This is a genomic window from Streptomyces sp. NPDC087420, assembly GCF_044744165.1.
GTDB lineage: Bacteria > Actinomycetota > Actinomycetes > Streptomycetales > Streptomycetaceae > Streptomyces.
The window spans coordinates 302,152-326,310 of the sequence record NZ_JBIUXU010000001.1 but is presented as its reverse complement, the minus strand read 5'-3'; the positions used below and the strand labels follow the sequence as shown (position 1 = coordinate 326,310).

The 24,159-nt window shown below is 70.9% G+C and carries 23 protein-coding genes; 12 read left to right on the top strand and 11 right to left on the bottom strand.

All coding sequences use genetic code 11. From position 1 onward, the window contains the following. Positions 1–91 precede the first annotated feature (91 nt). Positions 92–1,432: an ROK family protein gene (locus ACIO1C_RS01485; RefSeq protein ID WP_401857109.1), complete on the bottom strand. Its 1,341-nt coding sequence runs from the start codon at positions 1,430–1,432 to the stop codon at positions 92–94. 142 nt (positions 1,433–1,574) lie between these two features. On the opposite strand from ACIO1C_RS01485, the gene ACIO1C_RS01480 reads away from it, so the two are divergent. Genes ACIO1C_RS01480 through ACIO1C_RS01465 form a run of 4 tightly spaced genes read left to right on the top strand, consistent with a single transcriptional unit; the run spans position 1,575 to position 6,135 of the window. Then, positions 1,575–2,885, top strand: coding sequence for an ABC transporter substrate-binding protein (locus ACIO1C_RS01480; RefSeq protein WP_401857107.1), 1,311 nt, complete (start codon positions 1,575–1,577; stop codon positions 2,883–2,885). A gap of 10 nt (positions 2,886–2,895) precedes the next feature. Then, positions 2,896–3,906 (top strand): carbohydrate ABC transporter permease, encoded by a 1,011-nt coding sequence (locus tag ACIO1C_RS01475; protein WP_401857105.1) that lies wholly within the window; start codon positions 2,896–2,898, stop codon positions 3,904–3,906. Beyond that, the gene (locus tag ACIO1C_RS01470) at positions 3,899–4,759 is read left to right on the top strand and encodes a carbohydrate ABC transporter permease (protein WP_401857103.1); all 861 of its coding nucleotides are present in this window, start codon (positions 3,899–3,901) and stop codon (positions 4,757–4,759) included. Before ACIO1C_RS01475 ends, ACIO1C_RS01470 begins: the two co-directional genes overlap by 8 nt. A 20-nt stretch (positions 4,760–4,779) precedes the next feature. Next, complete coding sequence (locus ACIO1C_RS01465) at positions 4,780–6,135, top strand: GH1 family beta-glucosidase (RefSeq protein WP_401858002.1); 1,356 nt, start codon at positions 4,780–4,782, stop codon at positions 6,133–6,135. A 93-nt stretch (positions 6,136–6,228) separates the two neighbouring features. Here ACIO1C_RS01465 and ACIO1C_RS01460 read toward each other — a convergent pair whose 3' ends face one another. The 6 genes from ACIO1C_RS01460 to ACIO1C_RS01435 all read right to left on the bottom strand — a co-directional run bounded on the left by ACIO1C_RS01460 (position 6,229) and on the right by ACIO1C_RS01435 (position 12,244). Continuing rightward, positions 6,229–7,149 (bottom strand): PfkB family carbohydrate kinase, encoded by a 921-nt coding sequence (locus ACIO1C_RS01460; protein ID WP_401857102.1) that lies wholly within the window; start codon positions 7,147–7,149, stop codon positions 6,229–6,231. Next, a complete protein-coding gene (locus ACIO1C_RS01455) occupies positions 7,146–8,135 on the bottom strand; it encodes a zinc-dependent alcohol dehydrogenase family protein (RefSeq protein ID WP_401857100.1) in 990 nt (329 codons plus the stop codon). The genes ACIO1C_RS01460 and ACIO1C_RS01455 overlap by 4 nt, the downstream gene beginning before the upstream one ends. Then, positions 8,132–9,019 carry a carbohydrate ABC transporter permease gene (locus ACIO1C_RS01450; RefSeq protein WP_401857098.1) on the bottom strand — a complete coding sequence of 296 codons (888 nt, stop codon included), beginning with the start codon at positions 9,017–9,019 and terminating at the stop codon, positions 8,132–8,134. The genes ACIO1C_RS01455 and ACIO1C_RS01450 overlap by 4 nt, the downstream gene beginning before the upstream one ends. Further along, the gene (locus ACIO1C_RS01445) at positions 9,016–9,957 is read right to left on the bottom strand and encodes a carbohydrate ABC transporter permease (RefSeq protein WP_401857999.1); all 942 of its coding nucleotides are present in this window, start codon (positions 9,955–9,957) and stop codon (positions 9,016–9,018) included. The genes ACIO1C_RS01450 and ACIO1C_RS01445 overlap by 4 nt, the downstream gene beginning before the upstream one ends. 38 nt (positions 9,958–9,995) lie before the next feature. Then, on the bottom strand, positions 9,996–11,357 hold the full coding sequence (locus tag ACIO1C_RS01440; protein ID WP_401857096.1) for an ABC transporter substrate-binding protein: 1,362 nt from the start codon (positions 11,355–11,357) through the stop codon (positions 9,996–9,998). Between the two features lie 125 nt (positions 11,358–11,482). Then, positions 11,483–12,244, bottom strand: coding sequence for a DeoR/GlpR family DNA-binding transcription regulator (locus ACIO1C_RS01435; RefSeq protein ID WP_327233171.1), 762 nt, complete (start codon positions 12,242–12,244; stop codon positions 11,483–11,485). 428 nt (positions 12,245–12,672) lie between these two features. On the opposite strand from ACIO1C_RS01435, the gene gndA reads away from it, so the two are divergent. Continuing rightward, positions 12,673–14,115 carry an NADP-dependent phosphogluconate dehydrogenase gene (gndA, locus tag ACIO1C_RS01430; RefSeq protein ID WP_401857094.1) on the top strand — a complete coding sequence of 481 codons (1,443 nt, stop codon included), beginning with the start codon at positions 12,673–12,675 and terminating at the stop codon, positions 14,113–14,115. Positions 14,116–14,525: 410 nt separating this feature from the next. On the opposite strand, the gene ACIO1C_RS01425 is transcribed toward gndA, so the two are convergent. Both ACIO1C_RS01425 and ACIO1C_RS01420 read right to left on the bottom strand, forming a co-directional pair. Continuing rightward, positions 14,526–15,158 carry an aspartate/glutamate racemase family protein gene (locus ACIO1C_RS01425; RefSeq protein ID WP_401857093.1) on the bottom strand — a complete coding sequence of 211 codons (633 nt, stop codon included), beginning with the start codon at positions 15,156–15,158 and terminating at the stop codon, positions 14,526–14,528. A 76-nt stretch (positions 15,159–15,234) separates the two neighbouring features. Further along, positions 15,235–15,579 (bottom strand): GNAT family N-acetyltransferase, encoded by a 345-nt coding sequence (locus ACIO1C_RS01420; protein ID WP_401857092.1) that lies wholly within the window; start codon positions 15,577–15,579, stop codon positions 15,235–15,237. 208 nt (positions 15,580–15,787) lie between these two features. Between ACIO1C_RS01420 and ACIO1C_RS01415 the strand changes: the two genes are divergently transcribed. The 7 genes from ACIO1C_RS01415 to ACIO1C_RS01385 all read left to right on the top strand — a co-directional run bounded on the left by ACIO1C_RS01415 (position 15,788) and on the right by ACIO1C_RS01385 (position 23,305). After that, positions 15,788–16,210, top strand: coding sequence for a DUF350 domain-containing protein (locus tag ACIO1C_RS01415; protein WP_161308425.1), 423 nt, complete (start codon positions 15,788–15,790; stop codon positions 16,208–16,210). A gap of 88 nt (positions 16,211–16,298) precedes the next feature. Next, the gene (locus tag ACIO1C_RS01410; RefSeq protein WP_401857091.1) at positions 16,299–17,309 is read left to right on the top strand and encodes an SPFH domain-containing protein; all 1,011 of its coding nucleotides are present in this window, start codon (positions 16,299–16,301) and stop codon (positions 17,307–17,309) included. Then, positions 17,306–18,208 (top strand): hypothetical protein, encoded by a 903-nt coding sequence (locus tag ACIO1C_RS01405; RefSeq protein ID WP_401857089.1) that lies wholly within the window; start codon positions 17,306–17,308, stop codon positions 18,206–18,208. The genes ACIO1C_RS01410 and ACIO1C_RS01405 overlap by 4 nt, the downstream gene beginning before the upstream one ends. Before the next feature lie 317 nt (positions 18,209–18,525). Beyond that, positions 18,526–19,551 (top strand): hypothetical protein, encoded by a 1,026-nt coding sequence (locus ACIO1C_RS01400; protein ID WP_401857996.1) that lies wholly within the window; start codon positions 18,526–18,528, stop codon positions 19,549–19,551. Between the two features lie 165 nt (positions 19,552–19,716). Next, positions 19,717–21,129 (top strand): amino acid permease, encoded by a 1,413-nt coding sequence (locus ACIO1C_RS01395; RefSeq protein WP_401857993.1) that lies wholly within the window; start codon positions 19,717–19,719, stop codon positions 21,127–21,129. After that, positions 21,129–22,517 (top strand): glutamine synthetase family protein, encoded by a 1,389-nt coding sequence (locus tag ACIO1C_RS01390; protein WP_401857087.1) that lies wholly within the window; start codon positions 21,129–21,131, stop codon positions 22,515–22,517. Before ACIO1C_RS01395 ends, ACIO1C_RS01390 begins: the two co-directional genes overlap by 1 nt. Positions 22,518–22,633: 116 nt before the next feature. Then, the gene (locus ACIO1C_RS01385; RefSeq protein WP_401857086.1) at positions 22,634–23,305 is read left to right on the top strand and encodes an endonuclease; all 672 of its coding nucleotides are present in this window, start codon (positions 22,634–22,636) and stop codon (positions 23,303–23,305) included. An 80-nt stretch (positions 23,306–23,385) separates the two neighbouring features. On the opposite strand, the gene ACIO1C_RS01380 is transcribed toward ACIO1C_RS01385, so the two are convergent. Then, the gene (locus tag ACIO1C_RS01380; protein ID WP_401857084.1) at positions 23,386–23,586 is read right to left on the bottom strand and encodes an antitoxin; all 201 of its coding nucleotides are present in this window, start codon (positions 23,584–23,586) and stop codon (positions 23,386–23,388) included. A gap of 89 nt (positions 23,587–23,675) precedes the next feature. Further along, positions 23,676–24,056, bottom strand: a complete 381-nt coding sequence (locus ACIO1C_RS01375) for a luciferase family protein (protein ID WP_401857083.1) — start codon at positions 24,054–24,056, stop codon at positions 23,676–23,678. Positions 24,057–24,159 lie beyond the last annotated feature (103 nt).

The window sequence follows — 24,159 nt, the reverse complement described above, 5'->3', positions numbered from 1 at the left end:
CATCAAGCCGCCCGGCGATTGAGGGCACCCGGCGTCGGACGGAAGCGGCACGATCAAGCCCGTCCGGCGATTGAGGACAACGGGTGGCCGTTCAGGCCGACGGGTCCGGCGTCGGGGCCGGGGTGCGGCGCCAGCGGTGCGGGGCCGCGAGGCCACCCGCGTCGCCGGGAACCGCGGGCGCGGGCACCCGTGGCCGGCTCCCACCCCGCGCCAGGAACGCCGCGAGCGGCAGCGTCGCCGCCCCCACCGTGACCGCGTCGGGCCCCAGTTCGCCCAGCTCGATGGTGGTGCGCGCCGACGGGTGCTTCAGGGAGTACGCCTCCGCGTGCCGCCGGATCGCCGGCAGCAGGTGCGGCCCGATGAGCAGCCCGGCCCAGCCGCCCAGCAGGATGCGTTCCGGCAGGAAGAGGTTGATGAGATCGGCGACCGCCGCCCCGAGGCACTCCGCGGTGTGGTCCAGGAGCGAGACGGCCAGCGGATCGGGCGGCGGCCCGTCGGGGCCGGGGAACGCCGCTTCGAGCAGCGCGGCCAGCGCCGTCTCGTCGTCGGCGTCGTCGGGCAGCGGCCCGCCCGCCTCGTACCACCGCTCACGCATCGCCTCGGCGCCCGCGTACGCCTCCAGGCAGCCGATGGAGCCGCAGCGGCATCTGCGCCCGCGCATCTGGACGGTGGTGTGCCCCCACTCCAGCGCGCTGCTGCGGCGGCTCTCCTCGACCAGGCTGCTGCCGTGGATGACGCTGGCGCCGACCCCGGAGCCGATGAGGGCGATCGCGGCCGTACCGGCGCCCCTGCCCCCGCCGAACCACATCTCGGCCTGGCCCAGCGTCTTGGCGCCGTTGTCGATGAACAGGGGCACCTCGGGCGGGATTTCGAAGCCCTCGCGGAGCAGTTTCTCGAAGGGGACGGCGCTCCAGCCGATGGTCTGGCCGTGCACCACCGCGCCGTCCTGGCCGCCCCGTTCGATGATGCCGGGGACGCCGATGCCGATGCCGAGGAGCCGGGCGGGGTCGGCGCCCGCGTCGCGCAGGACGTCGGCGACGCCGGAGCGGACGTGGGAGACGATGCGTTCGACGTCGTACCCGTGCTGGGCGAGGAGCCGTTCCGTCCGCGCGAGTTCGGTGAGCGACAGGTCGAAGAGCTCGACCCGGACCCGGGTCTCGCCGATGTCGATGCCGATGAGCAGGCCGCCGTCGGCGGCGACACGGAGCAGGGTACGCGGACGGCCGCCGTCGGAGTCGACAACACCGGCCTCTTCGAGGAGTCCCTCCGAGGCCAGTTCCGCGACAACGTTGCTGATGGAGCCCGAACTGAGTCCTGTGGCCGATCCGAGTTCCTGGCGGCTCAGCGGACCGTCGAAATACAACCGTTGTACAACCCTGGCACGATTGCCCCGGCGCAGGTCACGCACTGTCCGTCTGCCGCGCTCAGCCATGTTGCTCCTTCCCGGCAGGCAACATACCCCGGCCCCAGCCCTTGACGCGACCTTCTCTCACCTCTTAAATCACGTCATAAATTAAGTCATGGAGGCCGTTCGACTCTCGAACGCTGCCATCCCCGGAAAGGGGCCACCTCACATGCGCAAGGCCAGAGCCGCAGCAGCAGTAACCATCGTCAGCGCTCTCGCGGCAGCCGTCACCGGTTGCGGCGGGGGATCGTCAGAAGGTGGAAGCAACGAATCACCGAAGACCCTCACGTACTGGGCGTCCAACCAGGGCCCCAGCATCGAGGCGGACAAGAAGATCCTGACCCCCGAGCTCGCGAAGTTCGAGAAGCAGACCGGGATCAAGGTCAAGCTCGAGGTTGTGCCGTGGTCGGATCTGCTCAACCGGATCCTCGCCGCCACGTCGTCGGGCAAGGGCCCCGACGTGCTGAACATAGGCAACACCTGGTCCGCCTCGCTCCAGGCGACCGGTGCCCTTCTGCCGTGGGACACGAAGAACTTCGACGCGATCGGTGGCAGGGACCGGTTCGTCGACTCGGCGGTGGCCTCGGCCGGCGCGGAGGGCAAGGACCCCTCCGCCGTGCCGCTGTACTCGCTGGCGTACGCCCTTTACTACAACAAGGCGATGTTCAAGGACGCGGGCATCGAGAAGCCCCCGGCCACGTGGGACGAGCTGGTCGCCGACGGCAAGAAGATCTCCAAGGACGGCAAGTGGGCGCTGGGCGCGGAGGGCGGTAACCTCTCCAACAACATCCACCAGGTCTTCGCCCTCGGCAAGCAGCACGGCGCCGACTTCTTCGACAAGGACGGCAAGCCGACCTTCACGTCGGACGGCGCTGTCGCCGCCGTGAAGCAGTACGTCGACTTCATGGCCAAGGACAAGATCGTCGCTCCGGGCAACGCGGAGTACGCCCAGAACCAGTCCCTCCAGGACTTCGCCAAGGGCAAGACGGCCATGGTCCTCTGGCAGGCCGCCGCGTCGACCTTCGCCTCCCAGGGCATGAAGCCCGAGGACTGGGGCGTCGCCCCGGTGCCCGTCCAGTCCGGCGTTCCCGGCACGGGCGAGCAGACCAACTCCATGGTCGCGGGCATCAACATCGCGGTGTTCAACAACACCAAGAACATCGACGGCGCGAAGAAGTTCGTGAAGTTCATGACGAGCGACGCCGAGCAGACGCTGCTGAACAAGACCTACGGCTCGGTCCCGCCCGTCAAGGCCGCGCAGCAGGACCCGGCGTTCGGCGCCTCGGACGTGAAGGTCCTGAGGGACACGCTGGGCACCAGCGCCGCCCCGCTCCCCCAGGTCGCGAACGAGTCCCAGTTCGAGACGACCGTCGGTACGGCCGTCAAGGGCCTGTGGGCCGACGCCGCGGCGGGGAAGCCGGTGACCACCGAATCCGTCAAGGCAGCACTGACCAAGGCCCAGCAGCAGATGACTCCGTGAGGCTCTCTCCATGACCGCCACCGTCACACCCAGCAGTGGGCACAAAACGGGCGACGTGGAGAAGACGGACAACGGGGGTGCGCGCGGACGACGTTTCCCGCGCATCCCCGACCGGATCCGTCAGGGCGGTCTGCCCTACCTCCTGCTGCTGCCCGCCGTCGTGCTCGAACTGCTCGTCCACATCATCCCGATGGTGATCGGGATCTGGGTGAGCTTCAGGCAGCTCACCCAGTTCTTCATCCGGAACTGGGGCAATTCCCCCTCCGCCGGTTTCGACAACTACAAGGTCGCCATCGACTTCGATGCCCCGATCGGTCAGGCGCTGCTCCACTCGTTCCTCGTCACCTGCGCCTTCACCGTGCTCTCCGTCGGGCTCTCGTGGCTGCTCGGGGTGGCGGCGGCGATCATGCTCCAGGAGAACTTCCGCGGCAGGAGCATCCTGCGGACGATCTTCCTGGTCCCGTACGCCCTGCCCGTGTACGCGGCGGTCATCACGTGGGCGTTCATGTTCCAGCACGACAACGGCGTGATCAATCACATCCTTCACGACCAGCTCGGCCTCACCGACAAGCCGTCGTTCTGGCTCATCGGCAACAACAGCTTCATCGCGCTGGTGATCGTCTCGCTCTGGAAGTCCTGGCCCTTCGCGTTCCTGATGCTGATGGCCGCCCTCCAGAACATCCCGCGTGATCTGTACGAGGCCGCCTCCATCGACGGGGCGGGCATCTGGCAGCAGATCCGCAAGATCACGCTGCCGTCGCTGCGCCCGGTCAACCAGGTGCTGGTGCTGGTGCTCTTCCTGTGGACGTTCAACGACTTCAACACGCCGTACGTCCTGTTCGGCAAGTCGGCGCCGGAAGCGGCGGACCTGATCTCGATCCACATCTACCAATCGTCCTTCGTCACCTGGAACTTCGGTTCGGGCTCTGCGATGTCCGTCCTGCTGCTGCTCTTCCTGCTGCTGGTCACGGCGATCTACCTGTTCATCACCTCACGGGGAAGGAAGGGCACCGATGTCTAGCCCCCGGTCTCCCATGGCGCCGCCGCAGTCGTTCCTCTGGACGCGCCGCGTCGTCCTGACGGTGCTGGCGGCCTTCGCGCTGCTGCCCGTCTACGTGATGGTCAGCAGCTCGCTCAAGCCGCTCCAGGACGTGTCGGGGAAGTTCCAGTGGATCCCGACGAACCTGACGATCCGCCCGTACTTCGACATCTGGAAGACGGTCCCGCTCGCCAAGTACTTCCTGAACTCGCTGATCGTGGCGGGTTCCGCGACGGTGCTCTCCGTGGTGATCGCGGTGTTCGCGGCATACGCGGTGAGCCGGTACAAGTTCCGCGGCAAGCGGACCTTCACCATCACGGTGCTCTCCACCCAGATGTTCCCGGGGATCCTCTTCCTGCTCCCGCTGTTCCTCATCTTCGTGAACATCGGGAACAGCACCGGCATCGAGCTGTACGGCTCGCGCGCCGGGCTGATCCTCACCTACCTGACGTTCTCGCTGCCGTTCTCCATCTGGATGCTGATCGGGTACTTCGACTCCATCCCGCGCGAGCTGGACGAGGCCGCCATGGTGGACGGCTGCGGACCGATCCGCGCCCTGTTCCAGGTCGTGGTGCCGGCCGCCGTCCCGGGCATCGTGGCCGTCGCCGTGTACGCGTTCATGACGGCCTGGGGCGAGGTCCTCTTCGCCTCCGTCATGACCGACGACCAGACCCGTACCCTCGCGGTCGGTCTCCAGGGGTACGCCACCCAGAACGACGTGTACTGGAACCAGATCATGGCCGCCTCGCTGGTCGTGAGCGTGCCCGTCGTCGTCGGGTTCCTTCTCCTCCAGCGCTACCTCGTCGCCGGCCTGACCGCGGGCGCCGTGAAGTGAACCACCCCGAAAGGCAGTTCGTGAACGACCTCAACGCCCTTCCTCCCGATTTCACCTGGGGCGTCGCCACCGCCGCGTACCAGATCGAGGGGGCGGTGGCCGAGGACGGCCGTGCCCCGTCGATCTGGGACACGTTCTCGCACCTCCCCGGCACGATCGACAACAACGACAACGGTGACGTGGCCTGCGACCACTACCACCGGGTGCCCGAGGACATCGGGCTGATGAAGCGGCTCGGCGTGGACGCGTACCGCTTCTCGCTGGCCTGGTCCCGGGTCATCCCCGGCGGCGACGGACCCGTCAACAAGGCGGGTCTCGACTTCTACGACCGGCTGGTGGACGGGCTGCTGGAGGCCGGCGTCACGCCGTTCGCCACGCTCTACCACTGGGACCTGCCGCAGGCGCTCCAGGACCGGGGCGGCTGGCCGGTCCGCGAGACCGCCGAGCACTTCGCCCGGTACGCCTCCGTCGTCGCCGAGCGCCTCGGCGACCGCGTCAAGGACTGGGCGACCCTCAACGAGCCGCTGTGCTCGTCGTGGATCGGCCACCTCGAAGGCAAGATGGCGCCCGGCGTCACCGACCTCGAGGCGGCGGTGCGCACCTCGTACCACCTGCACCTCGGCCACGGGCTCGCGGTGCGGGCGATCCGCGCGGTCTCGCCGGACGCGCGCGTCGGCATCGTCAACAACCTCAGCCCGGTCGAGGCGGCCTCGGACAGCGACGCGGACCGCGCGGCAGCCGTCCGCGCCGACGGGCACACCAATCGCTGGTGGCTGGACCCGATCCTCGGGCGCGGCTACCCGCAGGACATGGTCGACCTGTACGGCGTGGAACTGCCGGTCCGGCCGGGCGACCTGGAGACCATCGCGGCGCCGCTGGACTGGATGGGAGTGAACTACTACTTCCGCCAGATCGTGGAGGACGACCCGGCCGGCATCGCGCCCTTCGCCAAGCAGGTCGAGGGACCGAACGCGCTCCACACCCACATGGGGTGGGAGGTGCACGCGGAGGGCCTGGAGCAGCTGCTGCTCCGCCTCACCGACGAGTACGGCGTCGAGCGCATCTACGTGACGGAGAACGGCTCGGCCTTCCCCGACACCGTGCGCGCGGACGGTACGGTCGACGACCCCGAGCGGACCCGGTACCTGGAGGACCACCTCGCGGCGTGCGCCCGAGCGGTGGAGAAGGGCGCCCCGCTCGCGGGGTACTTCGCCTGGTCGCTGATGGACAATTTCGAGTGGGCTTACGGCTACGACAAGCGGTTCGGGCTGGTCCACGTGGACTACGAGACGCAGGTCCGCACGGTCAAGGCCAGCGGGTACCGCTACGCGGAGATCATCCGCGAAGCCTCCGCGAAGCGCGACGCGGCCGCCTGACGCCTTTTGTCCTCAATCGCCGGACGGGCTGAACTTTCAGCCCGTCCGGCGATTGAGGACACACCGCGGCCGGAGGCCGCGCACCACGCACTCCTAGGTCGCCGGGACCGGCACCGGCTGTGTGCCCTCCTGGGCGACCACCGACGCCGCGACCCGGGACGCGAATCCCAGCATCTCCGCCGCGCCGGCGGGCGACAGCTCCCCCGCCCGCGCGAACGCACCCTCCCTGGACAGCCAGTTCAGCACCGCCGCCATGAACGCGTCTCCCGCACCGATGGTGTTGACCACCTCGACCGGTACCGCCGGTACCGTCACCGGCTCCCCGGTCCGGGTGTAGGCGGTCGCGCCGCGCGCCCCGCGCGTCAGCACCACCAGCCGCCCCTCCCGCGCCAGCCGCAGGCACGTCTCGCCCGGATCGGCGTCCGGCCAGAGCCGGAGCACGTCCTCGTCGCTGGCCTTGACGATCCCCGCCAGGGCGCACAGCTCCCGCAGCCGCCGCGCACCCGGCCCGGCGTCCAGTGTGCGGTCCTCGCGCACGTTGGGGTCGACCACCAGCACCGAGCGGTCCGCCGCCGCGCGGGCGGTCGCCGCCACCGCCTCGGCGGCCGGGGACACGACCGCGGCGAGCCCGCCCACGTACACCGCCCCGAACTCCCCCGCCTCCGCCGCGCGTTCGCTGATGCGGAAGGTGGCGGTGTCCTGGAGGTGGAAGTGGTAGCCCGTGCCGTCGGGGCCCGGGTCGGCGACCGCGAGGGCGGTGGGCAGCTCCGACCGTCCGCACAGCCCGAGTTCGGTACCGGCCGAGACCAGCCGCCGCTCGATCGCCCGGGCGAAGCCGTCGCCGCCGAGTGTGCCGGCGAACCAGCTGGGGGTGGAGAGCGCGGCCAGTCCGGCGGCGACGTTGGCGGGCGCGCCACCGGGCTGGGCGTGCTGGGTCAGCCGGTCGTCCGGGGACGGTACGAGGTCGATCAGCGCCTCCCCCATCACCAGCACGGCGCCGGGCCCACCGGTCACGGCTCGACCACGATCTTGCGTCCCTGGCCGGCCTTGAAGCGGTCCAGCGCCTCGGGGTACGACTCCAGCGGCATCCGGTCGCTGATGAACACCGCGGGGTCGAGCACCCCGGTGGCGAAGAGCGCCGCGGCCCGCTCGTAGCTGTGGAGCACCGCCATCGAGCCGGTGATCGTGATCTCCTGGTTGTAGATGCGGTACGGCTCGATGACCGCGGTCGTCGCGTAGTCGGCGACCCCGAACTGGAGGAACGTACCGCCCTTGGCGACCCGTCCGAGGCCGTCCTGGATGGCGCCGGCGTTGCCCGTGGCGTCGATGACGATGTCCCAGCCGCGCGGGGTGTCCAGCTCCTCGGCGGAGGCGGCGGAGCGGGAGACGCCGAGCGTGGTGGCGGTCGCGAGCCGCTCCGGGTTGATGTCCAGGATGTCGACGGAGGCGGCGCCGGTGCGCTTGGCGAGCTCCAGCATCATCAGGCCCATGGTGCCGGAGCCGTAGATCAGGACCTCGGCGCCGAGCGTGGAGCGCAGGACGTCGTAGCCGCGCACCGCGCAGGACAGCGGCTCGATGAGCGCGGCGTCCTTCACGTCGATGTGGTCGGGCAGGCGGACGCAGTTGGCGACGGGCGCGACGGCGAACTGGGCGGCGCCGCCGGGCTTGCTGACGCCGATCGCGTTCCACCGCTCGCACAGGTTGCCGCGCCCGATCCGGCAGTAGTGGCACTCGTGGCAGTAGAGCGAGGGGTCGACCGCGACCTTGTCGCCGACCGCCAGTTCGGTGACGTCGGAGCCGATCTCCACGATCTCGCCGGCGAACTCGTGGCCGGGCACGATCGGCAGGGTGGGCGCGAACTCGCCCTGGAGGATGTGCAGATCGGTGCCGCAGAGCCCGCAGGACGCGACGGCGACGACCACGTCCCGGGGGCCGGGGGTGGGGTCGGGCACCGTCGTGACGGAGACCTTGCCAGGGGCTTCGATGATCGCGGCCCTCATTTGACTGCTCCAAGGGAGAGGCCCTGGACCAGTTTGTCCTGGGCGGCGAAACCGGCGGCGAGCACCGGCAGGGACACGACGACGGAGGCGGCGCACAGCTGGGCCAGGAAGAGGCCCTGGCTGGTGACGAAGCCCGTCAGGAAGACGGGCGCCGTCTGCGCGGTGACACCGGTGAGCACCCGGGCGAACAGAAGCTCGTTCCAGCTGAAGATGAAGCAGATCAGCGCGGTGGCGGCGATGCCGGGCGCGGCGACCGGGGCCACCACCCGGGCGAGGACGGTCGGCAGCCTGGCGCCGTCCATCTGCGCGGCCTCGATGATGGAGACCGGGACGTCCGCGAGGAAGGACTGCATCATCCACACCGCGATCGGCAGGTTCATCGAGGTGTAGAGGATGACGAGCAGCCAGATGTTGTCCAGCATGCCGATGTTCTTCGCGAAGAGGTAGATCGGCAGCAGGCCGGCGACCACCGGCAGCATCTTGGTGGAGAGGAAGAAGAACATCACGTCCGTCCACTTGCGGACGGGCTTGATGGAGAGCGCGTACGCCGCCGGAAGGGCCAGCAGCAGGACAAACAGGGTCGAGAACAGCGAGGCTGTCAGGGAGTTGATCAGCGGCGGCCAGGGGCTCGCGCCGCCGTCGGAGCCGAAGAACACCTTGTAGCTGTCGAGGGTGAGGGGCGCCGTGAACGAGGGCGGATTGGTCGCCGCGTCCGTCTCCGAGTGGAAGGACGTGAGCAGCATCCAGAGGGCCGGCAGGCAGAAGCCGAGCCCCACGACCCAGGCGAGCAGGCCGAGGCCGGCGGAGCGCCGTCTGGCCTTGCGGGTGGCGGGCGCGTAGGCCGTGACCGGGGCCGCCTTCGCGGTGGCGGTGGTGGTGCTCATGCGCGGCTCGCCTCCTCACTGAAGAGGGACGAGACCACGCGGAGGGCGAAGGTCGCGATCACGATCGTGCCGATCACGACGACCACTCCGGCCGCGGAGGCCAGTCCGTACTCGTGAGCCTGGTAGAAGGTCTGGTAGATGGTGTACGGCAGGTTCGCGGTGCCCAGGCCGCCCGCGGTGATGGTGAACACCGCGTCGAAGTTCTGGACGACGTAGATGGCGCCGAGCAGGGTGCCCAGCTCCAGGTAGCGGCGCAGGTGGGGCACCGTCAGGAAGCGGAACATCTGCCAGGTGCCGGCGCCGTCGAGGCGCGCGGCCTCCATCATGTCCAGCGGCTGGCTCTGGAGTCCGGCGAGCAGGATGAGCATCATGAACGGCGTCCACTGCCAGACGAGGGACGCCTCGACGGCCAGCAGCGGCATGTCGGTGATCCAGTCGGGCTGGGCGGGCGTGGAGTCGCCGAACAGTCCGGTGAACCAGGCCCAGCCCCCGTTCAGCAGACCGTACTCGGGGTTGTAGAGCAGGTGTTTCCACATCAGCGCCGCCGAGACGGGCACCAGCAGGAACGGGGTGATCAGGAGCGTACGGACGAAGCCGCGCCCCATGAACTTCCGGTTGATCAGGAGCGCCAGCAGCAGGCCGAGCACCACGCTGACGATCACGACGGTCGCTGTGAGCAGAATGGTGGTGAGGATCGACTCGCGCAGGGACTCGTCCGTGACGACCGTCTTGTAGTTGGACAGTCCGGAGAACGCGCGCTCGTCGGGGGCGAGTGAGTTCCAGTCGAAGAGCGAGATGAACAGCGTTGCCACGAAAGGCAGTTGGGTGACCGCGATCAGGAAGATCAGCGCGGGCAGCAGGGGCGCCCTGGTGGCCCAGGCGCGGGCCCTGACCGAGGGCCCCCGTCCGGCGCGCCGCGGCGCCGGGGGCCGCGACACGCCGGCCGGGGAGGCCGAGGGGGTACTGACGGGGACACTCACTGCTGCTCCTTGCCGACCTTCTCGGCGAGCGCCTGCGAGGTCTTGAGGGCCTCCGCGACGGACTGCTTGCCCGCGATGGCGGCGCTGATCTCCTGCGAGACCTTCGTGCCCAGGTCGGTGAATTCCGGGATGTCGACGAACTGGATGCCGACGGTGGGCCGGGGCTGGGTGCCCGGGTTGGTCGGGTTGGCCGTGGTGATGGCCTGCTGGGTCACGTCGGCGAAGGCCGCCGCGTCCTTGAGGTAGGCCGGGTTGGCGTAGGTCGAGGCGCGCTTGCCGGCGGGCACGTTGGGCCAGCCGATCTTCTCGCCGACGAGGTTCTCGTACTCCTTGCTGGACGCCCAGGAGATGAACTTCCAGGCGCTCTCGTCCTTGGTGGACGCCTTCTGCATGCCCCAGGCCCAGGTGTAGAGCCAGCCGGAGCTCTCGGTCTTCTCGACCGGGGCGGGTACGTAACCGATCTTGCCCTTGACCGGGGAGTCGGCGGCCTCCAGCGAGCCGGCGCCGGCCGTGGCGTCGTACCACATGGCCGACTTGCCCTGCGTCATGTTGTTGAGGCACTCGGAGTAGCCGGACTGCGCCGCGCCCGCCTCACCGTGCTTGCGGACGAGGTCGACGTAGAACTGGGTGGCCTTGGTGAACTCGGGCGACGTGAGCTGTGCCTCCCAGTCCTTGGTGAACCAGGTGCCGCCCATGGTGTTCACGACCGTGGTCAGCGGGGCGATGACCTCGCCCCAGCCGGGCAGCCCGCGCAGGCAGATGCCCTTCATGCCGCTCTTCGCGCCGTCCGCCTTCGCGGCGAGGTCGGCGACCTGCTGCCAGGTGGGCTTGGGCGGCATGGTCAGGTTCTTCTCGGCGAAGATGTCCTTGCGGTACATGAGGAACGACGACTCGCCGTAGAAGGGCTCGCCGTAGAGCTTGCCGTCGGCGGCGGTCAGCGAGTCCTGGAGGGGCTTGAGGATGTCGGCCTGGTCGAAGGCCTTGTCCTTCTTGACGTAGTCGTCCAGCGGGTGCAGCCAGCCGTTCTTGGCGAAGAACGGGACCTCGAAGTTGCTGATGGTGGCGACGTCGTACTGGCCGGCCTGCTCGGAGAAGTCCTGGCTGATCTTGTCGCGGACGTCGTTCTCGGGCAGGACGGTGAAGTTGACCTTGATCCCGGTGTCCTTGGTGAAGTTGTCCGCGGTGAGTTTCTGCAACTCGACCATCTGCGGGTTGTTCACCATGAGGACGTTGATCGAGTCGCTCCCGCCGGAGGAGCTGCCGCCGCCGGCTCCGCTGCACCCCGCGAGCAGGGCCGCCAGGGCGGCACCGGCTCCCACACGGACGCTGATTCCACGTCGTCTTTGCTGGACGGGCATGAGTTGTCTCCTGATCACTTCGTTGTGAGGGGGTTCCGGGGGTGTGCGGACCCGCGTCCCGGCCGTGCCGAGGAGGCGCGGCGGGTACGGAACGGAGAGGGCCGGTGGGTGTCGGACCGCGGGTGTCAGACGCGGATGACCTGTGGTCCGAGCAGTGAGTACCGCTGGGCCTCCGCCGAGGGGAGGCCCGCGTCCGTGACGATGGATTCAAAGTCGGCGACCTCGGCGAACCGGCAGAAGCTCACCGCGCCGAACTTGGTGTGGATCCCGGCGAAGACCCGGCGCCGGGAGCTGCGCATGGCCTGCGCCTTGACCTCGCTGACGGCCGGATCCGGGGTGGTGAGGCCGTACTCGCGGGAGATCCCGTTGGCTCCGACGTAGGCCAGGTCGATGACGAACTCGGAGAGCATACGCGTGGTCCAGTGGTCCACCGTGGCCATGGTGGATCCTCTGACCCGGCCGCCGAGGAGCAGCACCGCGATCTTCTCCGCGTCGGCGAGCGCGGTCGCCACCGCGAGGGAGGCGGTGACGACGGTCAGGGTCCGGTCGCGGGGCAGCGCCTCGGCGACGAGCTGCGGGGTGAAGCCCTCGTCGACGAAGACGGTCTCCGCGTCGCCGAGGAGATCGGCGGCGGCAGCCGCGATCCGGGACTTCTGCGGGACGAGACGGGTGGTCCGTACCGCGAGGGTCGTCTCGAAGCCGGCGGACTCCACCGGGTAGGCGCCGCCGTGGGTGCGCCGTACCAGGCCGTGTTCCTCCAGGGCGTGCAGGTCGCGCCGGACGGTCTCCTTGGCCACCGAGAGCTTCGAGGCGAGCGCGGTGACGTCGACCGCCCCGGCACGGCGGGCGATCTCCAGGATTTCTCGTCGGCGTTCGTCGGTGTCCACGACACACACTTCCCTGCTCCGCTGCGGCTCGGGCTCAGCACCCGTTCGGGCTCATGCGTCGTTTGTACAAGCAAAGGCCCCGTCGCGACCAGGTTCTTCACTCATCCGACTGTGCCCGTTCATGCCCGCTTCGCCCGGAGCGTCGGCGCAGGTCACACCAGTGGTGACGGCTGTTGTCGCGCAGATCACCGCCCGCTTCGGTACCGCTTCGTGCCCGAACGGAGCCCGAACCGGAATCCCCTTTCCCCACAACCGGCGTGGTTACACGAGAAGCCGCTCACATCTGACCCTGCCCGTTCGGACACGATCGGGCGATCACGTCGCGCGTACGGCGGGAACACGACACGATGCGACAGGCCCGGAATGCGGATGACTCCGGGCACCTTGAGGATTGACGTAACAAGCTCACTACTTTCAGGAGCGCTTCCATGAGTGGTACCGCCCAGATCGGCGTCACGGGGCTCGCGGTGATGGGCCGCAACCTGGCCCGCAACTTCGCGCGCAACGGTCTCACGGTCGCGGTGCACAACCGCACGGCCGCGAAGACCCGGGCCCTGGTCGAGGAGTTCGGCGACGAGGGCACGTTCGTGCCCGCGGAGACCGCGGAGGAGTTCGTCGCGGCCCTGGAGCGCCCCCGCCGCCTGATGATCATGGTGAAGGCCGGGGACCCGACGGACGCCGTGATCCAGGAGTTCGCCCCCCTGCTGGAGGAGGGGGACGTCATCATCGACGGCGGCAACGCCCACTTCGCCGACACCCGCCGCCGGGAGAAGGAGCTGCGCGAGCGCGGCATCCACTTCGTCGGGGTGGGGGTCTCGGGCGGCGAGGAGGGCGCGCTGCACGGCCCGAGCATCATGCCGGGCGGCTCCGCCAAGTCGTACGAGTCCCTCGGCCCGCTGCTGGAGAAGATCGCGGCGAAGGCACCGGACGGGGCGCGGACGGTCGCGCACATCGGTCCTGACGGCGCGGGCCACTTCGTGAAGATGGTGCACAACGGCATCGAGTACGCCGACATGCAGCTCATCGCGGAGGCGTACCACCTGCTGCGGTCCGTCGCGGGCTACTCCCCCGCGAAGATCGCCGAGACGTTCCGTACGTGGAACACCGGCCGGCTCGACTCGTACCTGATCGAGATCACCGCCGAGGTACTCGCCCATACGGATGAGGCGACCGGCAAGCCGTTCGTGGACGTCGTGCTCGACCAGGCCGAGCAGAAGGGCACCGGCCGCTGGACGGTCCAGATCGCCCTCGACCTGGGTGTGCCGGTCTCCGGGATCGCCGAGGCGGTCTTCGCGCGTGCCGTCTCGGGCCACGCGGCGCTGCGCGAGGCGTCGCGCGGGCTGCCGGGGCCGACCGCGCGCCCGCTGGACGACACGGAGGCGGCGCGCTTCGCCGACCAGGTGGAGCAGGCGCTGTACGCGTCGAAGATCGTGTCGTACACGCAGGGCTTCCACCAGATCCGGGCGGGCAGCGACGAGTACGACTGGGACATCGACCTCGGTTCGGTCGCGGCGATCTGGCGGGCGGGGTGCATCATCCGCGCCGCGTTCCTGGACCGGATCCGGGCGGCGTTCGACACGCGGCACGACCTGCCGAGCCTGCTGTCGGACAAGCAGTTCGCCGAGGAGATCGGCACGGCGCAGGACGACTGGCGGGCCGTGGTGGCCACGGCGGCGGTGCAGGGCGTCCCGACTCCGGGCTTCTCGGCGGCGCTCTCGTACTACGACGCGCTGCGCGCGGAGCGGCTGCCCGCCGCCCTGACGCAGGGCCAGCGTGACTTCTTCGGGGCGCACACCTACCGGCGTACGGACCGCGAGGGGTCGTTCCACACCCTCTGGGGCGGCGACCGCTCGGAGGTCAGCAGCGACTGACCGGCCACTGCCCCCTACGCCGACCGGCCGGCCGCGTTCTCGCGGTCGGCCGGTCGGCGTGGAGGGCGGGCGTCAAGGGGTGTCGCGCAGGGGCCCCGGTGCGGGCTCCGGTTCCGGTACGGGGTCCGGGCCCGGCGGGCTCGGCACCGGATCGGGCTGCGGGGGCGGGGACGGGCGCGGCGGGGGCGAGGGGGCCGGGGGCGGCGAGGGAACGGGCGCGGGGCCCGGGCCCGGCAGCGGTCCTGGTGCCGGCGGTCCTGGCGTGGGGACGGGCGACGGCGGTACCGGATCGGGATACGGGCTGGTCATGACTGACCTCCTGTGGTGCGTGGTCGTACGTTCCCAATGTCTCCCGGTGCGCGTGCCCGCGCGCGCCGGGTCCACGCGTCAGGATGCGCCGGGTCCACGTGTCAGGAGAGCGCGGCCGCGGCCACCGCGGCGGCGTTCAGGCCGGGGCGGGGGCTGGAGAGCACCGGGACGGTGGTCGTGGCCCGGTCCGCCGCGCCGGCCATCGACGCCTGGGCCAGTACGATCACGTCCGCCGCCGCGACACCGTCGACGACCGCCGCCACCGCGTCCAGATAGCCGTCGAGGTCGCCCGCCTCGAACCGCTCCCAGGCGCCGTCGACCAGCACGGTCCGCAGGTCGACGGGCCGGCCCGCCGCCTCCTCGCGGATCAGCGTGAGCGTCGGCTCCAGCGTGCTCTCCACCGTGGCGACCACCACCACCCGGCCCGCCTCGGCCGCCGTGGCCGCCATCGGCCGGTCGACCCTGAGCACCGGTACGCCGAGGACGCGGCCCGCCTTCTCCGCGACCTCCCCGAGCGTCGAGCAGGTGCAGAGCACGGCGGCCGCGCCCTCGGCGACCACGTCCTCCAGCGCCGCCTCCACCGCGTCCGACACGGCCTCGGGCCCCTCGATCCTGGCCCGGTCGAGCAGCTCCCCGGCCACCACGTGCCGCAGGACGAGGCCCGGGTGGTCGGAGTCGCGCAGGGCGTCGAAGACCGGGACGTGGGCGGGAGAGGTGTGCAGCAGCGCGAGCATGATCACGATGCTAGACCGGGCCGGCGCGGGCGTCGCGCCGGTCGCCGGACCCCCGCGCCGGTCGCCGGACCCCGGGTCACCAGACCTTGGTGCTCGCCTTCAGCTGCTCCTCGGCGGCCGCCACCACGTCCACCGGCGCCGGGGGCGCCTCGTCGGGGTGCCGCTCGGCCCAGGTGGCCGCGTACGGGCAGAGGGGGACGACGGGGACGCCCTCGCGCGCCGCCGTCGCGTAGAACTCACGGACGAGCTTGCCCGCGATGCCCTTGCCCTCGTGGCCCTGCTCCACCACGGTGTGCACCGCGACCAGCGCGGCGGGGGTGGCGTCGAGGGTGAAGTAGGCGACGACGCCGACGGCCTGGCCGTCCTCGTACGCCTCCAGACGGCCCAGCGCGCGGTTGTCGCGGATCTCGATGTCGGCCATGGTGACGGACTCCCTGTGGTTCGGTGGGGCGGTCTCGGTGGTGGTCGGTGGGATGGAGAGCCACACTCACGTGACCGTTTCAGCCTACGCAACCCGCCTGCGGCGCAGCCGGTTTGGGCCGCCGCGACCGGAGATCTCGTACGGCCGTGCGATACATTTTGCGTCGCTTTTACCACGATCCACTTCTGCGGCGGAGACGAGCTTCTCAATGAGCGACATTCTCAACGGACTTGGCCGGGCCGGCGTCTACGGGGCGCTCGGTGTGGTCCTGCTGATCCTCGGCATCGTCCTGGTGGACCTGCTGACCCCGGGCAAGCTCGGGAAGCAGATATGGGAGGAGCGCAACCGCAACGCGGCGGTCCTCCTCAGCTCGGCCCTGCTGGGCATCGGGGGCATCGTGTTCACCTCGATCTGGACGACGTACGACGACTTCGGCAAGGGACTCGCGTCGACCGCCGCGTTCGGGGTGCTGGGGCTGGTGATGATGGCCGTGGCCTTCCTGGTGGTGGACCTGGTCACGCCGGGGAAGCTGGGCGCCACGCTGGTCGAGGCGGAGCCGCATCCGGCGGTGTGGGTGACCGCGTCCTGCAACCTCGCGGTGGCCGCGATCATCTCGGCGTCCATCGCCTGACGACACCCCCTCCCCCTTCATATCGTCAGCTTGACGACAAGGAGCCGCCTTCGATATCGTCGCCATGACGACAACAAGGGGGGCCTCCATGGCCGACATCACCCGGCGCCTCGGCTGGCGCCATCTGCGCTCCGCGCCCACCGCGTACGTACGGCACGACCGGCGCGGACAGCTCGCCCACGACGGCACCGGGCTGAGCTTCTGGTTCCGGGCGCTGAGCGCGGCCCTCTCCGAAGTGCCGGTCGACGACCGGGAGCTGGCCATGGCCTTCCACGCCCGTACGGCCGACTTCCAGGACGTCACCGTGCAGGCGACCGTCACCTACCGGATCAGCGACCCGGGCACGGCGGCCGGCCGGATCGACTTCTCCGTCGATCCGGACACCGGCGCCTGGCGGAGCGCGCCGCTGGAGCAGATCGCCACCCTGCTCACCGAGACGGCCCAGCAGCACGCGCTCGACGTGCTGGCCCGTACCCCGCTTGCGGCGGCGCTGGCCGACGGAGTCGCGTCCGTGCGGCAGCGGATCTCCGACGGCCTCGCGGCCGAGCCCCGGCTGCCGGCGACCGGCATCGAGGTGGTGGCCGCGCGGGTGGTCGCCATCCGCCCGGAGGCGGAGGTGGAGCGCGCCCTGCGCACGCCCGCCCGTGAGCTGATCCAGCAGGAGGCGGACCGGGCCACCTACGAGCGGCGGGCCGTGGCGGTCGAGCGCGAGCGGACCATCGCCGAGAACGAACTCGCCAGCAAGATCGAACTGGCCCGGCGCGAGGAGCGGCTGGTCGAGCAGCACGGCACCAACGCCCGTCGCGAGGCCGAGGAGAGCGCGGCGGCCGACGCCGTACGGGCCGAGGCCGAGGCGCGGCGGATCGTGAAGCTCGCCACCGCGCAGGCCGAGGCGGCGCGGCAGACCGGTGACGCGCGGGCCGCGGCCCAGTCCGCCTGGCTGCGGGTGCACGGCGAGGTGGACGCGGCGACGCTGCACGCGCTGGCCGCGACGCGCCTCGCGGAGAACCTGCCGCGCGTCGACAGCCTCACCCTCTCCCCCGACGTGCTCACCGGGCTGCTCGCCAAGCTGGGCCGTCCCGGGGACGGGTCCGCGTGAGTCTGGCGCCGCGCGCGGTGCTGGTCCACCGCACCAGTGAGTACGAGGAGTTGCTCGCCCGGCACGGCACACACGGCCAGGCCGCCTTCTACCTCTCCTCGCGCGGCCGGTCCCTGGACGAGGTGGCCGCGCGCCACCACCGGGCGCTCCGCGCGCTGACGGAGGTGGCGGCGGCGGTGCCGTTGTCGTGGCGGCAGGCCCGGGTGGAACGGGCGGACCTGGACCGGTTCCTGTTCGGCCCCGAGGACGTGGTGGTCGTGGTGGGCGCGGACGGGCTGGTCGCCAACACCGCGAAGTACCTGACGGGGCAGGTGGTGGTGGGGATCGACACGGATCCGGGGCGGGGGCTCGGGGTGCTGGTACGCCACCGGCCGGGCGACGCGGGCGCGTTGCTCCGGGCGGCCGGGCACGGGCGCGCGGCCCGGGTCGACGAACTGACGATGGTCGAGGCGGTCGCCGACGACACACAGCGGCTGCTCGCCCTCAACGAGATCTACCTCGGCCGCCCCGACCACCAGACCTCGCGCTACCGGCTGGGCCCGGACGACGGGGACGACGGGACGGGTCCCGCCGAGGCCCAGGCGTCCTCGGGCGTGCTGATCGGCACGGGCACGGGCGCGACGGGCTGGCTGCGCTCGCTGGGCGGCGGCGCCCTGCCGGCGCCGTCGCCGACCGATCCCGTCCTGGTCTGGTGCGTACGGGAGGCCTGGCCCTCCCCCACGACCGGCACATCGCGGCTGACGGGCGTCCTGACCGGAACGCACCGGTTGCGCCTGACGGTGGAGTCGGAGCGGCTGGTCGCGTTCGGCGACGGCATGGAGAGCGACGCGCTGGAACTGACGTGGGGCCAGACGGTCCGGGTGGGCCTGGCGGACGGGGCGCTGCGCCTGCTCGCCTGACGCCCCGTTCCCATCTGATCCCTCCGTTGTGGAAAGCACATTCCGCCAGGTGGAGGTCGCCCGGTCGAAAACGGTCAATCGGCGCACCGGGACGTGCAATTGGGGGGATCAAAGTTCCGGTCGAGCTTTCTTTACGAAAGCCCAAGTGCCATGCTGGTGCGCCGGGACGCAGGGCCACCGAGCGCAAACCCTCGGTGATGGACGGCGTCCTGAGCGGACCCCCCTGACCTGTGACAAGGAATGACGATGTCTCCTGTGCGGCCGTTACCCCGGTCCTCCGCCCCCGGCGGCCCCGGGGGCCGGTGCCGGTGAACGCCATGGGGACGGGCGACCGGTCCGGGCGGGGGATGCGGTTGTCCTCCGGGCCCGCCGGGGACGACCACGAGTTACGCGCGGTGCTCCAGGACGTGGCCTCGGGCTACTGGATGTCCATGCAGGACCTGCTCTTACGCACCGAGGCGGGCGTCTTACGCACCGAGGCCGGCGCCGACTGGGCGCAGTGGACCTTCCGTACACAGGTACTGGGCGCGGCGTCGGCCGGGACCACGGTGGTGCAGACGTGGCAGCGCGAGGTCCCGGACAGCCGGCCGGCGTCGGTGATGCGCGCCCGGGTCGCGGTGGAACGGGCGCTGCGGGCGAACCGTATCGGCGATGTCCAGCACCTCCAGAGCCTGTGGTGGACCGCGAGCGCGGCCTGTGCGGCCGCGGCGGAGGCGGCGCCGCACGATCCGGTGCCGTTCCTCTGCCGGCTGGCCCTCGCGGAGCTGGACCCGGGCCAGGTGGACCCGGAGCACCGGCGCCACGCCCCCGACCCGCAGCTGTTCCCCGGCCCCTGGGGGCTGTTGGCGGAGGTCGACCGGCGGGACCCGGGCAACCGTGAGGCGTACCACCGGATGGCGCGCTACTTCCTGGTCCGCAAGGGCGGCTCGGTCGCCCACCAGGACTTCTTCGCCCGGTGGGTGGCGGACGGGGCGCCCGCGGGCTCGGCCCTGCTGGCCCTTCCGCTGTATGTCGCCGTGGAGCGGTGGCGGGCGACCCACACCGGCCGCGAGTCGCTGGACGCCAGCCTCTACTGGGTGACCGACCGGGCGCTGGAGCGGGCGCGGGTGGCGTACCGGGAGTGGTTCGCCGTCACCCCCTCGCGCCGTCTGACCCAGGACATGAACTACCTGGCGCACGCGCTGTGGTCGAGTCAGCAGTACGGCCCGGCGGCGGAGGTGTTCCGCGCGCTGGGACCCCACGCCTCGCCCCGCCCGTGGCTGTACCTCGTCGCCGACGGCGCCCGGTGGGAGCGCCTGTTCCTCGACGCCCACGAGGCGTCCCTGGCGAACGGCTCTCCCTGAGCCGTCGTGCGTTCCCGGTGATCCCTTCCCCGATGAGTGTGTCCCATGAGGAGGACCTCAGTGTTTGGTGCGACCCGACCACAACCCGTCTCCGGACCCGAGCAGGTGTCCGACGACAACCGGCAGCTGGCCGATCTCGGCTACGAACCCGTGCTGGCCCGGCGGATGGGCGGTTTCGGCAACTTCGCCGTGAGTTTCAGTGTCATCTCGGTGCTGGGCGGCTGCATGGCGCTGTACGGGCCCGGGCTGATCGCGGGCGGTCCCGCGGTCATGCTGTGGGGCTGGGCGGTGGTGGGCTTCTTCGTGCTCTTCGTCGGGATGGCGCTGGCCGAGGTGACGAGCGCGTACCCCACCTCGGGCGCGATGTTCTACATGGCCGACCAACTCGGCGGCCGGCGCTGGGGGTTCTACACGGGATGGCTGAACCTGTTAGGTCTGATCGGCGGCATCGCCGTGATCGACTACGGCGCCGCCCTGTTCACCGGAGCCGTTCTCGACCTCCAGTGGGGCATCGCCGTCACACCGGGGGAGACGATGGTCATCTTCGTCGCCATCCTCCTGTTCCACGCCGCCCTGAACCTGGCCGGCGTACGGCTGGTCAGTGTGCTGAACTCGATCAGTGTGTGGTGGCACCTCGCCGGTGTGGCCGTCATCCTCGGTGTGCTGTGGATCGCCCCGGACAGCCACCAGTCCGCGTCGTTCGTCCTCGGTGAGTTCAGCAACGGCACCGGCTGGGCGAATCCGCTGTACGTCACCGGCATCGGCCTCGCGATCGCCCAGGGCACGCTGGTGGGCTACGACGCCTCGGCCCACATGTCGGAGGAGACGAGCCGCGCGGCGGTGTCGGCCCCGCGCGGCATCGTGCGCTCGATCTGGGTCTCCTGGGCGGTGGGCTTCGTCCTGCTGGCCTCCATGGCGTCCGCGATCCAGGACTACACGGCCACCGCCGCCTCCCCCGTACCCCCGGCGCAGATCTTCGTCGACGCGGTGGGCACGGACGGGGCCACCCTGCTGCTCGCCGTGGTCATCGTGGTGCTGCTGTGCGGCGGCAACGCCGAGGTCGCGGCCGGCAGCCGGATGGTGTTCGCGTTCTCCCGCGACGGGGCGCTGCCCGGCTCCGGCCTGTGGCGGCGGCTGAGCCGCAGCCAGACCCCGCACCTGGCCGTGTGGCTGGTGGTCGCCGCCGCGTGCCTGATCACCCTGCCGAGCCTGTACTCCCCCACCGCGTTCACCGCCGTCTCCGCGATCAACATCATCGGGATGACGCCCGCGTACGCGATCCCGATCTTCCTGCGCCTCCGCCACGGGAACCGTTTCCGCAAGGGCCCCTGGCACCTGGGGCGTTGGAGCAAGCCGGTGGGATGGGTGGCGGTGATCTGGGTCGCCTTCGTGACCATTCTCTTCTGCCTGCCGCAGCGCAACCCCGTCACCGTCGAGACGTTCAACTACGCGCCGGTGGCGCTCGTCGTCGTCCTGCTGCTGGCCGAGCTGCGCTGGCCGTTCGCGCGCCGCGCCTACAACCCGCCCACGCCCACCCCGGCCGCCCAGGACCGCGCGCACGTCGAGGAGTTCATCTGATGACCGCCGACCAGGACCGGCCGGGCCGGGCCACCGGGCGCCTCACCCTCGACCAGCTGCGGACCGAGGTGGACGAAGGCCGCGTCAGGACCGTGGAGTTGGCGCTCGCCGACGTACAGGGCCGGCAGCAGGGCAAGCGGTACCACGCGCGTTACTTCCTGGACCGGGTGGCCGGCGACGGGGCGGACGTGTGCGCGTACGTACTGGCCACGGACGTCGACATGCTGCCGCCGTCCGACTTCGAGCTGGTCTCCTGGGACAGTGGCATCGGCGACTTCCAGGTACGGCCCGACCTGACGACGATCCGGACGGCGCCCTGGGATCCGGCGACGGTGGTCGTCCAGGCGGACGCCTTCCTCGACGACCGGCCCGTGGAGGTGTCGCCGCGCCGGATCCTGCGCCGGCAGCTCGACCTGCTCGCCGAACGCGGTCTGCGGGTGAAGGTGGGCATCGAGACGGAGTTCGCCCTCTACCGCGGCACCCACCAGCGCCTGGAGGACACCCTCCACCGCGCGCTGCGTCCCGTGTCGGCGAAGAACCGCGACTTCGCCCTGGAGGTCGACCCGCGGACCGGCCGCTACCTGCGGCTCCTCCAGGAACACCTGGAACACGCGGGGCGGCCCATCGAGGCGGCCAAGTCCGAGGCCGCGCCGGGGCAGGTGGAGATCACCTTCCCGTACGGCGACGCGCTGGAGGCGTGCGACGGGCACGTCCTGTTCAAGCGCATCGCCCGGCACACCGGCGACCGGACGGGGCTGGCTCCGACGTTCATGCCCACCCCGCAGCCCGGCACGGCCAGCGGACTGCACCTCCACCTGTCCCTGTGGCGCGACGGCGAGCCGGTGTTCGTCGCCCCCTCGGGGGGCCTGTCCACCACCGGCGGGCAGGCCGTCGCCGGGCTGCTCGCGGTCCTGCCCGACCTCACCCCGCTGTGGGCGCCGAACACCAACTCCTACCGCCGCTACCAGCCGGACACCGGCGCCCCCACCAGCTTCACCTGGGGCTACGACAACCGGACCTGCGCGGTACGGGTGGTGGGGCGGGCCACCCCGCACCTGGAGGTACGGCTGCCGGGGGCGGACGCGAACCCCTACCTCGCCCTGACGGCCGCCCTGGCCGCGGTCGAGCACGGCATCGAGAACGCGCTCACCCCACCGGAGCCGGTCACGGGCAACGCGTACGCGGATCACACCGCACCGCCGGTCCACACCACACTGAGCGCCGCTCTCGAGGCGTTCCGGTCCTGCCCACTGCCGGACAAGATCCTCGCACCCGGGGTGGCGAAGCACTACGCCCAGGTCGCCCAGCTCGAACTCGACGCCCTGCCGGAGGAGCTGGGAGAGGAGATCACGGACACGGAGATCACACGCTGGTTCTCCCGGGCCTGACCCCGCCCGCGGCAGCGTGTGCGGCCGGCGCCGGGTGGCGCGACAATGGTGGAGGCGCGGGGAGAGAGGTTCTGCCCCGCGCCGCACCGGCAACTGTCCGTCGGAGGAGGTGCGTTGTGCCGCGATCCAGTGACAACGAGACCGTGCGGAAGCTGCTCGACACCCACGGCCGCACCTACGCGCAGGAGGCCGGTATCCGCCTGCGTGACACACCGCAGCCGCTCTACCGCACCCTGGTACTGGCGCTGCTGCTGAGCGCGCGGATCCGCGGTGAGACCGCGGTCGCGGCCTGCCGGGCCCTCGGCGACGCGGGGCTGCGCACACCCCGGCGCATGGCCGACGCCACCTGGCAGGAGCGGGTGGACGCGCTGGGGCGCGGTGGCTACCGCCGCTACGACGAGCGCACGGCCACCCAGCTCGGTGACGGCGCCCGCCTGCTCCTCCACGAGTACGGCGGTGACCTGCGCCGGCTGCGCGAGGCGGCGGGCCGCGACACCGGCGCCCTGGCCGCCGGGATCCAGAAGACCCCGGGCATCGGTCCGGTCGGCGCGGACATCTTCCTGCGCGAGGTCCAGGGGATCTGGCCGGAGGTCGCGCCGTACCTGGACGACAAGGCGCTCCAGGGAGCACACCGCCTGGGTCTGCCGGACGATCCGGCGGCACTGGCGCGGCTGGCGGGCGACACCGATCCGGCGGTCTTCGCGTCGGCGCTGGTGAGGGCCGCGCTGGACCGGACCGGGGCGCTCGACCCCGACGGCCCAAACAACAACCCTGACGACCACACCTGAGAACACGATCACACCTGAGAACACACCTGCCACCGGACCCGATCAGGTCCGGTGGCAGGCACAAGTCTCATGGGGTGCGGTCAGGGCTGCGGGGGGCGGTCGTCCGACGGCGGGTCCTGCGTCCCCATCTGCTCGTTCATCCGCTTCTGGGCACTGTCGGTCTGGCCGCTGTACTTGTTGTCGGTCTTGGCGTCGAACGCGTCGCCCCCCTTGTCCACGCCCTGGCGGCTCGCGTCGTCATGGCCCTTCATGAGGTTCTTGAGCTTGTCCATCATCGACATTGCTTGCTCCTCACTCGGAACGTACTCACACCCCACCATCCCCGTTGCCCGGCGATCCCGCATCCGCAACGTGGGTCTCGGCGTGGGTCTCAGCGGGAGTACGCCCTGTTGTGCCGCGTGCAGGGATCGGTCACGACCCCCGTGCCGCCCTCCTCGGGCAGCCCGGCGACGGCCTGGAGGGCCGCGCTGACCAGCGTGGCGAGGAGATCGATGTCCGCGCCGGTGTCGAGCCGGACCGTGACCCAGCCGGAGCCGGCCCGCAGCCGCAGCGCGGTGGACCGCTTGAGCGCGGGCCGCAACTTGGCGATCATGGAGTTGGTGAGGTGCACGTCGGCCTCGTTCTCGCCGTGGAAGTGCACGATCTCCTGGGACTCGGTGCGCACGCACAGGTCTGTGCCGCAGTAGGCCCGGCCCCGGCTGAGACCCGGCCAGGTCATCAGACGTTCGCCGGCATGTCTGGCAGCGTTCATGCGTCCAGCGTGCCGTACGGCGGGCGCGCACAACAGGGGAAATGGCGAACAAAATACGGTCTGTTTTTGTTCGTCGGCTGTTCAGAGGGCCGGGCGTCGACCC

Excerpts from the sequence above, each read along its gene's own strand:
- ACIO1C_RS01485 (WP_401857109.1), bottom strand. The coding sequence starts at position 1,432 with ATGGCTGAGCGCGGCAGACGGACAGTGCGTGACCTGCGCCGGGGCAAT.
- ACIO1C_RS01480 (WP_401857107.1), top strand. The coding sequence starts at position 1,575 with ATGCGCAAGGCCAGAGCCGCAGCAGCAGTAACCATCGTCAGCGCTCTC.
- ACIO1C_RS01475 (WP_401857105.1), top strand. The coding sequence starts at position 2,896 with ATGACCGCCACCGTCACACCCAGCAGTGGGCACAAAACGGGCGACGTG.
- ACIO1C_RS01470 (WP_401857103.1), top strand. The coding sequence starts at position 3,899 with ATGTCTAGCCCCCGGTCTCCCATGGCGCCGCCGCAGTCGTTCCTCTGG.
- ACIO1C_RS01455 (WP_401857100.1), bottom strand. The coding sequence starts at position 8,135 with ATGAGGGCCGCGATCATCGAAGCCCCTGGCAAGGTCTCCGTCACGACG.
- ACIO1C_RS01450 (WP_401857098.1), bottom strand. The coding sequence starts at position 9,019 with ATGAGCACCACCACCGCCACCGCGAAGGCGGCCCCGGTCACGGCCTAC.
- ACIO1C_RS01440 (WP_401857096.1), bottom strand. The coding sequence starts at position 11,357 with ATGCCCGTCCAGCAAAGACGACGTGGAATCAGCGTCCGTGTGGGAGCC.
- gndA (WP_401857094.1), top strand. The coding sequence starts at position 12,673 with ATGAGTGGTACCGCCCAGATCGGCGTCACGGGGCTCGCGGTGATGGGC.
- ACIO1C_RS01425 (WP_401857093.1), bottom strand. The coding sequence starts at position 15,158 with ATGCTCGCGCTGCTGCACACCTCTCCCGCCCACGTCCCGGTCTTCGAC.
- ACIO1C_RS01420 (WP_401857092.1), bottom strand. The coding sequence starts at position 15,579 with ATGGCCGACATCGAGATCCGCGACAACCGCGCGCTGGGCCGTCTGGAG.
- ACIO1C_RS01415 (WP_161308425.1), top strand. The coding sequence starts at position 15,788 with ATGAGCGACATTCTCAACGGACTTGGCCGGGCCGGCGTCTACGGGGCG.
- ACIO1C_RS01410 (WP_401857091.1), top strand. The coding sequence starts at position 16,299 with ATGGCCGACATCACCCGGCGCCTCGGCTGGCGCCATCTGCGCTCCGCG.
- ACIO1C_RS01400 (WP_401857996.1), top strand. The coding sequence starts at position 18,526 with ATGGGGACGGGCGACCGGTCCGGGCGGGGGATGCGGTTGTCCTCCGGG.
- ACIO1C_RS01395 (WP_401857993.1), top strand. The coding sequence starts at position 19,717 with ATGGGCGGTTTCGGCAACTTCGCCGTGAGTTTCAGTGTCATCTCGGTG.
- ACIO1C_RS01390 (WP_401857087.1), top strand. The coding sequence starts at position 21,129 with ATGACCGCCGACCAGGACCGGCCGGGCCGGGCCACCGGGCGCCTCACC.
- ACIO1C_RS01380 (WP_401857084.1), bottom strand. The coding sequence starts at position 23,586 with ATGTCGATGATGGACAAGCTCAAGAACCTCATGAAGGGCCATGACGAC.
- ACIO1C_RS01375 (WP_401857083.1), bottom strand. The coding sequence starts at position 24,056 with ATGAACGCTGCCAGACATGCCGGCGAACGTCTGATGACCTGGCCGGGT.